This window comes from Salmonella sp. SAL04213 (assembly GCF_046550535.1).
Lineage (GTDB): Bacteria > Pseudomonadota > Gammaproteobacteria > Enterobacterales > Enterobacteriaceae > Salmonella > Salmonella enterica.
Window position 1 is genome coordinate 90476 of record NZ_JBGDXS010000003.1, and the last position, 11495, is coordinate 101970.

At 51.6% G+C, this 11495-nt stretch carries 12 protein-coding genes; 5 read left to right on the forward strand and 7 right to left on the reverse strand.

All coding sequences use genetic code 11. The features are described from left to right. The first annotated feature begins 410 nt into the window (after positions 1-410). The gene (locus ACLJPQ_RS09915; RefSeq protein WP_000635207.1) at positions 411-863 is read left to right on the forward strand and encodes a YhcH/YjgK/YiaL family protein; all 453 of its coding nucleotides are present in this window, start codon (positions 411-413) and stop codon (positions 861-863) included. A 73-nt stretch (positions 864-936) separates the two neighbouring features. Here the strand turns inward: ACLJPQ_RS09915 and argF are convergent, their stop codons facing one another. Continuing rightward, entirely contained in the window at positions 937-1941 is a 1005-nt protein-coding gene (gene argF / locus ACLJPQ_RS09920) for an ornithine carbamoyltransferase (RefSeq protein WP_000103041.1), read from the reverse strand. After that, positions 1911-2090 (reverse strand): putative translational regulatory protein ArgL, encoded by a 180-nt coding sequence (argL, locus tag ACLJPQ_RS09925; RefSeq protein WP_371045364.1) that lies wholly within the window; start codon positions 2088-2090, stop codon positions 1911-1913. The genes argF and argL overlap by 31 nt, the downstream gene beginning before the upstream one ends. Positions 2091-2106: 16 nt before the next feature. Between argL and rraB the strand changes: the two genes are divergently transcribed. Next, positions 2107-2523, forward strand: coding sequence for a ribonuclease E inhibitor RraB (gene rraB, locus ACLJPQ_RS09930; protein WP_000002940.1), 417 nt, complete (start codon positions 2107-2109; stop codon positions 2521-2523). Between the two features lie 11 nt (positions 2524-2534). After that, entirely contained in the window at positions 2535-3347 is an 813-nt protein-coding gene (gene miaE / locus ACLJPQ_RS09935) for a tRNA isopentenyl-2-thiomethyl-A-37 hydroxylase MiaE (protein WP_000218459.1), read from the forward strand. A 233-nt stretch (positions 3348-3580) separates the two neighbouring features. Here miaE and ACLJPQ_RS09940 read toward each other — a convergent pair whose 3' ends face one another. Then, positions 3581-4069 (reverse strand): DUF3617 domain-containing protein, encoded by a 489-nt coding sequence (locus ACLJPQ_RS09940; RefSeq protein ID WP_000826193.1) that lies wholly within the window; start codon positions 4067-4069, stop codon positions 3581-3583. A gap of 106 nt (positions 4070-4175) precedes the next feature. Further along, positions 4176-4679, reverse strand: a complete 504-nt coding sequence (locus ACLJPQ_RS09945) for a GNAT family N-acetyltransferase (protein WP_001519079.1) — start codon at positions 4677-4679, stop codon at positions 4176-4178. A gap of 194 nt (positions 4680-4873) precedes the next feature. Here ACLJPQ_RS09945 and ACLJPQ_RS09950 point away from each other — a divergent pair, with 194 nt between their 5' ends. Beyond that, on the forward strand, positions 4874-6061 hold the full coding sequence (locus ACLJPQ_RS09950; protein WP_001066975.1) for a YjgN family protein: 1188 nt from the start codon (positions 4874-4876) through the stop codon (positions 6059-6061). A 141-nt stretch (positions 6062-6202) separates the two neighbouring features. Here the strand turns inward: ACLJPQ_RS09950 and ACLJPQ_RS09955 are convergent, their stop codons facing one another. The 3 genes from ACLJPQ_RS09955 to pepA all read right to left on the reverse strand — a co-directional run bounded on the left by ACLJPQ_RS09955 (position 6203) and on the right by pepA (position 11149). Continuing rightward, complete coding sequence (locus ACLJPQ_RS09955; RefSeq protein WP_080184887.1) at positions 6203-9058, reverse strand: valine--tRNA ligase; 2856 nt, start codon at positions 9056-9058, stop codon at positions 6203-6205. Next, positions 9058-9501, reverse strand: coding sequence for a DNA polymerase III subunit chi (gene holC, locus ACLJPQ_RS09960; protein WP_001523689.1), 444 nt, complete (start codon positions 9499-9501; stop codon positions 9058-9060). Before holC ends, ACLJPQ_RS09955 begins: the two co-directional genes overlap by 1 nt. Before the next feature lie 136 nt (positions 9502-9637). After that, on the reverse strand, positions 9638-11149 hold the full coding sequence (gene pepA, locus ACLJPQ_RS09965) for a leucyl aminopeptidase (protein WP_000397158.1): 1512 nt from the start codon (positions 11147-11149) through the stop codon (positions 9638-9640). A gap of 280 nt (positions 11150-11429) precedes the next feature. On the opposite strand from pepA, the gene ACLJPQ_RS09970 reads away from it, so the two are divergent. Further along, positions 11430-11480, forward strand: coding sequence for a hypothetical protein (locus tag ACLJPQ_RS09970; protein ID WP_212724070.1), 51 nt, complete (start codon positions 11430-11432; stop codon positions 11478-11480). The last annotated feature ends 15 nt before the right edge of the window (positions 11481-11495 follow it).

The following is an 11495-nucleotide window of genomic DNA, read 5'->3' on the forward strand; positions in this document are numbered from 1 at the left end:
TTGTTTGCTGTATTGAATGATGTTTAAATCTTAACCAATTGAAAATAAAGTGATTATTTTTAAGGGGTGCATAACTATGCGTGAGGGGGATTTTATTATCGGGGATATTTAAATAATTTAAAAATAACTATGGATAGAGAAGTCATTTATGCAGGGAGAGCGAATTGTGATCGCTAAAACGTTTTTATGTTAACACCTTTAATATCAAAGCGTTGTTAGTGGTGGCAATTTGGCGCCGCTGGGGTTTATGCATAGGTGCTGCATAAAGTTGGGCGAACTATTAACAATATATAAACACCGCTGGCGATAAACATGCGCTGGCGCAAAATCGATGAGAGTAAGGGTAGTATGGCAGCCATTTTTCTCGTATAAAGAGAAAAATAAAACGCTGTTTTAACTAAGGGGATGCGATGATTGTTGGCAATATTGAACATCTGGAGGCCTGGCTGCCGACGGCGTTACGGCAGGCGATTGAGCACGTCAATGCGCATGTCACGGCAACGACCGCGCCAGGTAAGTATGACATTGACGGCGACAGGCTGTTTTATATGATTTCTGAAAATATGACGGAGCCGGGCGAATCGCGCAGCGCAGAGTATCACGCCCGTTATCTTGATATTCAGATTGTGCTACAAGGTCAGGAAGGGATGGCATTCAGTACCCGGCCTGCGGGAACGCCGCACACGGACTGGCTGGCGGATAAAGACATTGCATTTTTACCGACGAGCGTCGACGAGAAAACCGTCGTCCTGAACGAAGGCGACTTTGTGGTGTTTTATCCCGGCGAAGTGCATAAGCCCCTGTGCGCGGTGGGAGAACCGGCGCGGGTACGTAAAGCGGTTGTGAAAATGCTGATGGCGTAATATTTTGTGCCGGATGGCGGCGCCTGCACGTTGCGATCTTGTAGGCCAACCGCCATCCGGCATCATCACGACATTATTTAGACAGCGTCGCTACCATTACTGCTTTGATGGTATGCATGCGGTTTTCCGCTTCATCAAAGACAATGCTGGCCGCAGACTCAAAAACCTCGTCGGTCACCTCCATCCCGCCATGTAAACCGTACTCTTCGGCCATTTTTTTGCCGAGCGTGGTTTCGTCATCATGGAACGCAGGCAGACAATGCAGGAACTTAACCTGCGGATTGCCGGTTAAGGCCATCATCTGGCTGTTGACCTGATAATCACGCAGCAGGGCAATACGCTCCGCCCATTTCTCTTTGGGTTCGCCCATAGAGACCCAAACATCGGTATAGATAAAATCCGCGCCTTTTACGCCCGAGGCGATATCTTCGGTCAGGGTGATGGCGCCACCGTTCTTTTTCGCCATGGCGCTGCACTCCGCCACTAACGCGGCTTGCGGCCAGCAGGCTTTTGGCGCGACCAGACGGAGATCCAATCCCGTTAACGCGGCGGCTTCCAGCATGGAGTTACCCATGTTATTACGCGCGTCTCCGGCATAGACCAACGTCATCTCGTTAAAGGCTTTACCCGGCAGATGTTCCTGCATGGTGAGCAGATCCGCCAGTAATTGCGTTGGGTGATACTCATCGGTTAAACCGTTCCATACCGGCACACCGGAATATTCAGCCAGCGTTTCGACGATCTCCTGGCCATATCCTCGATACTGAATACCGTCAAACATCCGGCCCAGGACGCGGGCAGTATCTTTGATGGACTCTTTATGGCCGATCTGGCTCCCGCTGGAACCCAGGTACGTCACGCGCGCCCCCTGATCGTATGCGGCAACTTCGAAAGAGCATCGTGTCCGGGTCGAGTCTTTTTCGAAGATGAGCGCAATATTCTTACCCACCAGCTTTTGTTCTTCTTTACCGTTTTTCTTATCGGCTTTCAGTTTGGCGGCAAGCTGCAACAGAGCAGTGAGCTCGCTGGCGGTGAAATCAAGTAACTTTAAAAAAGGTTTTTGGTAAAACGTAGACATACTTCCCTCACATGGCTTAGGCCTCTCATTGAATTAAAATTCACTTTATATGGATGATTATTCATTTGCAACCCTGTTTGATAAAACTTTTCTCGATAAGGTGGAGGCAACGTCGGCGGTATGTGACAATAAGAGTATCGGCAGGACATCTATGAGGAACGAGCTATGGCAAACCCGGAATTACTGGAAGAGCAGCGTGAAGAAACGCGGTTAATTATTGAAGAGTTACTTGAGGACGGCAGCGATCCGGATGCGCTGTACACTATCGAGCATCACCTTTCCGCTGACGATTTCGAAACGTTGGAAAAAGCCGCGGTAGAAGCCTTTAAACTCGGCTATGAAGTGACGGAGCCGGAAGAGCTGGAAGTGGAAGAGGGCGATACGGTTATTTGTTGCGACATCCTCAGCGAGTGCGCGTTGAACGCCGAACTCATCGACGCTCAGGTTGAGCAACTGATGAACCTGGCGGAAAAATATGATGTTGAATACGACGGCTGGGGAACCTATTTCGAAGACCCTAATGGCGAAGAGGGTGATGACGACGATTATGTCGATGAAGATGACGACGGCGTGCGTCACTAAAGCTGCATAGTATGACGGTACGGCAGCGTCTGCTGTCGTATTTTTTTAACAGGTTACGTATGAATTACCCGCAAATACTCTCTCCGGTGCTTAATTTCCTGCATTGCCCGACGCCGCAGGCGTGGATTGTCCAGGCCCGCGATCCGCAAAATCTTCCTCTTCTGCTTACCGATCACCTGATCTGCGAACTGAAGGCTGCGCAAACCGCGTTGCTGTTGGTGCGTAAATATGTCGCCGATAAATCGGGCGCCGACGCGCTGCTCTCCTGGCTGCAACCTTACGAGGCGTTCGCGTTTCGTCAGGGGCCGGAGCCGGATTTTGTTGCCCTGCATAAACAGATTAGCAAAAGCGCCATGCCGCAAACTGATGACCCCTGGGGACGTCAGCTTATCGACCGTATGGTGTTATTGATTAAAGAGGAGTTGCACCATTTTTGGCAGGTACGCGAGGTCATGCAGGCCAGAAACATTCCTTATGTGAAAATCACCGCCAGCCGCTACGCGAAAGGAATGTTGAAAGCGGTACGCACGCACGAACCGCTCACCTTAATTGATAAGCTGATTTGCGGGGCGTATATCGAAGCCCGCTCCTGCGAACGTTTTGCCGCTCTGGCGCCCTGGCTGGATGAGGATTTACAGACGTTTTATCTCTCGCTTCTGCGCTCCGAAGCGCGGCATTATCAGGATTACCTGGCGCTGGCGCAGCAGATTTCCGCCGAGGACATTTCTGCGCGCGTGCGCTATTTTGGCGAGGTGGAAGCTGACCTTATCTTGTCGCCAGACCGCGAGTTTCGTTTTCATAGCGGCGTGCCAGCCGCCGGATAAAGGGTAAAATTAAAGATTAGCGTTTTTATCTTTTACGCTGTTGCCACCTGCGTGGTCATCCGCCCGGCATCAAACTGCTGGCGAGCAGGAAAAGTCATTTTCATGATATTCTGTCCTGAGTAAAGCCTGCCCTGAGGCAGGCAAAAAGAACTCACTCAGTGTTATATTCCCGAAAGGTGACCGTGAACAATGCCCTTTTTGCATCATCACTACGGGTTCTTGTGTTGAAATACTTACTGTTTCACGCCTTTTGACGCTTCAGAGCAGGTCTTGCCAACAAAGGTTTGTTTAATTTTGTTGATGGAGGTTGTTTTATTACCTCCTGCATCGACATCCGATTTCATGGTCATCGCAAATTCTGTATCGCTTATTTTCGTCGTTTCTACAATAGAGTGCGATTTGACATCAGGATTATTACAGACAGTCTCATTGATCAGTTTGGTATCCGTACTTTCTACAAATGTTGTCGTGCAACCGCCTGCACTGGTAGAAAAACCCTTCACCATTTTTTTAGAATCTTCAGACATTTTAGGGGTATAACACATAAGCGTCGCTATGCCCGAATTTTTTTCATCCATTAATACTTCTTTTGTATCTGGATTGATGGTGCGCATTTCTATATTTTCCATTTTCCATTCGCCGGGCTGTATATCTAGTGCATATACATTAGAGATACTAATAAACATAGCGGGGAAAACAATTGCTGATAATAGGCGTTTCATTTATAACTTCCTTGAATAATAAGTGATTCCCGGATAACAGGATGTTTCCGGGATTACTTATATCAGCAAAAATAATACCTGGCGAGGATAAATAAACGCCTGGTTTTCAGAGATCCTTTAACATCCTCACTTCGCAATCGACATGTCCGGTGCAGCCGAGCGGTTCGCTAATATGTTCAAATCCTAAACGTTCGTATAGCGCAATCGCCTCGCGTAAAAAAGCCGTTGTTTCCAGATAGCAGCGTTTAAAACCCTGTTCACGGGCATGATCCAGAGCCATCAGCGCCAGCTTTTTCGCCAGCCCCTGACCACGAATCACCGGTAAAAAATACATTTTTTGCAGTTCACAAATGTCTGGTTCGCTACAGGATAACGGCGCCACGCCGCCGCCGCCCACCACACAACCGTTTTGCTCTACCACCCAGTAGGCCGCGCCCGGTTGGCTATAAACCTGATACAGTTCATCCAGATTGGGGTCGGCAACGGTATAACCTTTATCGGCGGTAAGTCCGTATTCCGCTGAAACCTGACGGATGACACGGGCAATAGCGGCATTGTCGGCGGTAGTGATTCGGCGCACCGTGAGCGTTGGCGAGGCGACATTATTCATAATATGGCTCAATTTTTAAAATTTATTTATAGATTACTTTAATACCACCGTCTTGAGTTACGCGCAAGGAGATCCTGAATCAGACAAAATAAAAGGCGGAAAAATTAAACAAAAATAGTATCGTAGTCAAATCAGTAACAATTTACTGGTTTTTATTATTAATTCTAATAGATTGTAATTCAGGGATATGATTCATGAATAACGTTATCAGTAGTAAAGATAACCATAATCACACGTTGGTGTTTACAGGCAAGGGCGGAAAGTATTTTGTTATTTGCCTTGTGAATTTCTTGTTGACGTGTATCACGTTGGGAATCTATGCGCCGTGGGCGATGGTGAAATGTCGACGTTATATTTATACTAATATGACGCTAAACAATCAGCCTTTTGCTTACAAAGCCACGGGCGGCGCATTATTTATTAGTGTGTTGTTAGTTTTTATTATTTATATTGTTAGCCTCTCTCTTATTGAACACGGTCATCCCGGTCTCGGTTTTACGCTATTCGGCTTATTAATTGCGATTATTCCTTTTATGGCGGTGAAAGGATTACAGTATCAGGCGATGATGACTTCGCTTAATGGCGTACATTTTGGATTCCAGTGTTCCATGCGGCGCGCATGGTGGTACATGTTCGCTCTCCCGGTACTCCTGATGGTGGCGCTTTATATTGTTCTTTACATTATCTCACTGGTAACCATCGCCGTCGGCGGTTTAGTGTTCAATATCGTTTTTCTCGGTTTGCTGGCTATTATTGGGATAGGGGTCATTAACGGTATTACCTACAGCAAATGGATGACCTTGTTTGGCAATGGCGCAAACTTTGGCATTCATCGTTTCTCGATTCAGGTTAATGTTAAAACGTGCATCAGAGGGTGCGTGTTGGCAATGTTGACCCTTTTCCCTTTTGCTGTCGTGATTGGTTATCTAATCGCGCCGGTGTTCACCGACATGATTCTTTTGAGTATGATGGGGAATGCGCAGGCAGGAGGGGCGCTTATTCTGCAATATTATGGCCAGATAATGGCATGTTATTTCCTCTATTTTCTCGCGATTATTGTGGTAACCAGTTACTTATATGTGGCGTTACGCAACCTGTTTTTAAACAATTTGTCACTGGCGAACGATTCGATTCGTTTTCATTCCTCTGTCACTGCACACGGTATGCTGTGGCGGTTACTGGTGGTGTTTGTGATTTCCGGCGTGACCTTAGGGCTGGCTTATCCGTGGTTGAAAATTTGGCTGGTGAGCTGGCTGGCGCAGAATACACAGGTCCAGGGCGATCTGGATTCGCTTGAGTTAACCAATGATGAGAAGCCGCTGGAAAACAGCCCGCTAATGTGGATTTCTCGTGGCATTATGCCTTACTTCCCGTTTATCTGATGTAAAAAGGCCGACGTTTACGTCGGCCCATAATTCATGTTGTCGGATGGCGGCGTGAATGCCTTATCCGGCCTACCGATCGCGCCATGTCAATAAGCGAACGTGTAGGCCTGGTAAGCGAAGCGCCATCAGGCTTTCAGATTACAGCGCGCTAATAACCGCCTGCTGCTCAATCAGCTTCGCTTTGGCTTCTGCATAACCTTCCAGCTTCTCACGCTCTTTGGCAATCACCGCTTCCGGCGCACGGGCGACGAAACCTTCGTTGGACAGTTTGCCTTCGATACGGGCAATCTCGCCTTCGATTTTCGCCACTTCTTTTGCCAGACGCGCCAGCTCATCGTCTTTGTTGATGAGGCCTGCCATCGGGATCAGCAGTTCGGCGCCGTCGATGATTTTGGTCACGGAAACCGGGCCTTTGTCATCGGCTGGCAGCACGGTGATGCTTTCCAGACGCGCCAGGGTTTGCAGGAAGCTACGGTTGTCGTTAACACGACGAACGGCTTCTTCACTACAGCCGCGCAGCAGCAGTTCCAGCGGTTTGCCCGGGGCGATGTTCATTTCCGCACGAATGTTACGTACTGCGACGATCGCCTGCTTCAGCCACTCGGTATCGGCCAACGCGGCTTCATCCACCTGTGCGGCGTTATATTCCGGGAACGGCTGTAGCATGATGGTGTCGGCGGTAATACCGCAAATGACCTTCACGCGCTGCCAGATGGTTTCGGTGATGAACGGAATGATCGGGTGCGCCAGACGCAGCAAACCTTCCAGCACGGTGACCAGCGTATGGCGGGTGCCGCGCAGTTCGGCTTCGGTGCCACCGTTCATTACCGGCTTGGTCAGCTCCAGATACCAGTCGCAAAACTGGTTCCAGGTGAATTCATACAGAATGCCCGCGGCGATATCGAAGCGGAAGCTGTCCAGCGCGTCGCGGTAGGCTTTAACGGTCTGGTTGAATTCCGCCAGGATCCAGCGGTCCGCCAGCGACAGCGTCATTTCGCCGCCGTTGAAGCCGCAATCCTGCTCTTCGGTGTTCATCAGCACAAAGCGGCTGGCGTTCCATAGCTTGTTACAGAAGTTACGATAACCTTCCAGACGCTTCATATCCCAGTTGATATCGCGGCCGGTCGAGGCTAGCGCCGCCAGGGTAAAGCGCAGGGCGTCGGTGCCGTGCGGCTCGATGCCATTCGGGAACTGCTTCTCGGTACGCTTGCGAATTTTCTCCGCCATCTGCGGCTGCATCATGTTGCCGGTGCGTTTTTCCAGCAGTTCCGGCAGGGAGATGCCGTCCACCATATCCAGCGGGTCGATAACGTTACCCTTGGATTTGGACATCTTCTGGCCTTCGTCGTCGCGAATCAGACCGGTCATGTAGACAGTATGGAACGGCACCTGCGGCTTGCCGTTTTCATCTTTGATGAAGTGCATGGTCATCATGATCATGCGGGCAATCCAGAAGAAGATGATATCGAAGCCGGACACCATCACGCTGGTGGGGTGGAACTGACGCAGCGCGTCGGTGTTTTCCGGCCAGCCGAGGGTGGAGAAAGTCCACAGCGCGGAAGAGAACCAGGTATCAAGAACGTCTTCGTCCTGACGAAGCTGAATGTCGGCGCCGAGGTTATTTTCCTGACGCACTTCGTCTTCGGTACGGCCAACGTAGACGTTGCCGTCGTTGTCATACCATGCCGGGATACGGTGACCCCACCACAACTGACGAGAGATACACCAGTCCTGGATATCACGCATCCAGGAGAAGTACATGTTTTCGTACTGCTTCGGCACGAACTGAATGTCGCCGTTTTCAACCGCTTCCACCGCCGGTTTCGCCAGCACGTCAGCACGGACGTACCACTGGTCGGTCAGCATCGGTTCGATAACCACGCCGCCACGGTCGCCGTAAGGGACGGTCAGATCGTGCGGTTTAATTTCTTCCAGCAGGCCCAGCGCGTCGACGGCAGCGACGATGGCCTTACGGGCAGCAAAGCGTTCCAGCTTCTGGAACTCAGCCGGAATCTCGCTGGAGTAAACGTCAGACTCTTCACCTTTGGTATCGAACACTTCCGCGCTTTCGCGGATGTCGCCGTCAAAGGTCAGGATGTTGATCATCGGCAGGGCATGACGTTTCCCGACCTCATAGTCGTTAAAGTCGTGCGCCGGGGTGATCTTCACGCAGCCGGTGCCTTTTTCCATATCGGCATGTTCGTCGCCAACGATTGGAATGCGGCGGTTAACCAGCGGCAGAATAACGAATTTGCCAATCAGATCTTTATAACGCGGATCTTCCGGGTTCACGGCCACGCCGGTATCGCCCAGTACGGTTTCCGGACGGGTGGTGGCGACGACCAGGTAATCTTTACCGTCTGCGGTTTTCGCGCCGTCGGCCAGCGGATAGCGGATGTGCCACATCGAGCCTTTGGACTCGCGGTTTTCCACTTCCAGGTCAGAGATGGCGGTGCGCAGTTTCGGGTCCCAGTTCACCAGGCGTTTGCCACGGTAAATCAGGTCTTCTTTGTACAGGCGAACAAAGACTTCTTTCACGGCATTGGAAAGGCCTTCGTCCATGGTGAAGCGCTCGCGCTCCCAGTCAACGGAGTTGCCGAGACGGCGCATTTGGCGGGTAATGGTGCCGCCGGATTCCGCTTTCCACTGCCAGATTTTGTCGATAAACGCATCGCGGCCGTAGTCGTGACGGGTTTTACCTTCTTCAGCGGCAATCTTGCGCTCAACCACCATCTGGGTCGCGATCCCGGCGTGGTCGGTGCCGACCTGCCACAGGGTGTTTTTACCCTGCATACGCTGGTAACGGATCATGGTATCCATGATGGTTTGCTGGAAAGCATGTCCCATATGCAAACTGCCGGTGACGTTCGGCGGCGGGATCATGATGCAGAAGGACTCTTTGCTTTCGTCGCCGTTAGGCTTGAAATAGCCCTGCTTTTCCCAGTGCTCGTAAAGCGGCTGTTCGATATCTTGGGGGTTATATGTCTTTTCCATTATTTCCAGGTTGCCGTATTCAGGTTAAAACCAGCCACGCGGTAGGCTTTGTAGCGTTCGCGCGCCAGTTGTTTCAAAGTTTCTTCGTAAGGGACGAAGTCTACCACTTCTGTGAAAGCGGTGGCAAAATCTGCAAAGCTTGTACGCAGGCTGATTAAAATATCGCGCGGGCTGCTGTTGCGTTTTTGCGGCCAGGCGATTTCAACCGGCGCGCCGCCGCGTGGGCCTTCGCCTGCCAGATTGTGCGGGACAAAACTTTCCGCCGGTCTTGCCCACAGCGCTTCATCCAGCCGAATGGCCTGCTTCTCATCTTCGCAGGCGATCAGCACGCGCTTGCCGGCGCGCCAACGTTCTGCGGCAATTTCACACACCAGTTGTTCAACGGCGCTTAAACCGTTGACGGTGGTGTCATTGTCCAGAAGATAGAACGTCGCATTCTTCATATATGAGGCTTCTTGTGGTGGATTTAAATGCGTTGCCATGATGCCTCCCGTAGGCCGGATAAGCGCAGCGCCATCCGGCAAAACGCCTGATGGCGGCGCTAATACGCCTTATCAGGCCTACGGGGTAATCTCAAACTTACTCTTCGCCGTTAAAGCCCGCACGATTGAGCAGGAACTGCGACAGCAGCGCTACCGGACGACCCGTCGCGCCTTTCGCTTTGCCGGATCGCCAGGCGGTGCCGGCGATATCCAGGTGCGCCCAGTTATACTTACGGGTAAAGCGCGACAGGAAGCAGCCTGCGGTGATAGCGCCGCCAGGACGACCACCAATATTCGCCATATCCGCAAAGTTGGACTCCAGTTGTTCCTGGAACTCATCGCCCAGCGGCAGACGCCACGCGCGGTCGCCCGCTTGCTCGGACGCGCCGATCAGTTCATGCGCCAGCGGGTTATGGTTCGACATCAGACCGGTAATGTGATGGCCCAGCGCAATCACGCAGGCGCCGGTTAGCGTCGCGACGTCAATGACGGCTTCCGGTTCGAAGCGCTCAACGTAGGTCAGCACGTCGCACAGTACCAGACGGCCTTCAGCATCGGTATTCAGCACTTCAACCGTCTGACCGGACATGGTGGTCAGTACGTCGCCCGGACGATACGCGCGTCCGCCCGGCATGTTTTCACAGCCCGCCAGTACGCCGATAACGTTAATCGGTAGCTGAAGCTCGGCGACCATACGCATCACGCCGTAAACCGCCGCCGCGCCGCACATGTCGTACTTCATCTCGTCCATCCCTTCAGATGGCTTGATGGAGATGCCGCCGGAGTCGAAGGTCAGGCCTTTACCCACCAGCACGATCGGGCGTGCGTCTTCGGACGGATTGCCCTTGTACTCAATCACCGACATCAGCGATTCATTCTGCGAACCGTGGCCGACCGCCAGATAAGCGTTCATACCCAGTTCGCGCATTTGCTGTTCGCCGATTACGCGGGTGATGACATTTTTGCTGTAGCTGTCAGCCAACTGGCGCGCCTGTGACGCCAGGTAGGCGGCGTTACAGATATTGGGCGGCATGTTGCCGAGATCTTTCGCTGCCTTAATCCCGGCGGCGATGGCCAGACCGTGCTGAATGGCGCGTTCGCCGCTGGTGAGCTCACGGCGGGTCGGCACATTAAAGACCATCTTACGTAGCGGGCGGCGCGGCTCGCTCTTGTTGGTCTTGAGTTGATCAAAGCTATAAAGCGTCTCTTTGGCCGTTTCGACGGCCTGACGCACTTTCCAGTAGTTGTTGCGACCTTTGACGTGCAGCTCGGTCAGGAAGCAGACGGCTTCCATCGAACCGGTATCATTCAGAGTATTTATCGTTTTCTGAATAACCTGCTTATACTGACGTTCATCAAGCTCGCGCTCTTTGCCGCAACCAATGAGGAGGATTCGCTCGGAAAGAACGTTAGGAACATGGTGCAGCAACAGAGTCTGCCCCGGTTTTCCTTCCAGTTCGCCGCGACGCAGCAATGCGCTGATGTATCCGTCGCTAATTTTGTCGAGCTGTTCTGCAATCGGAGAAAGGCGACGCGGTTCAAAGACGCCCACGACAATGCAGGCACTCCGCTGTTTCTCCGGGCTACCGCTTTTTACACTGAACTCCATGCACTATGCTCCTGAATCTTAAAGACAACAGTGGTGGCTACAGCTATACTCGTCGTCTTTCAAGTTGCAGATGCGTTGGCTGCGCCTGCTCACCCCTGTCGCTTACCTGATGTAAGCTCCGGGGCTCCACAGTCTTGCCGCCTGCCTGCAACTCGAAATCCATTAGAGTATAGAAATTGAAAGCTTTCGTAACTCATATCCGCTGTTGCGGTGACTTCGTGTTAATCTTAACGTTATTACGGCATTGGCACGTCAGAACAAGTTCTGAGAGGTGAATCCGCTGAGTATAATGATCTTAGCGATGATTTCGACGACTCAAGAGAATAAATGACGTTTAAGCCATGAA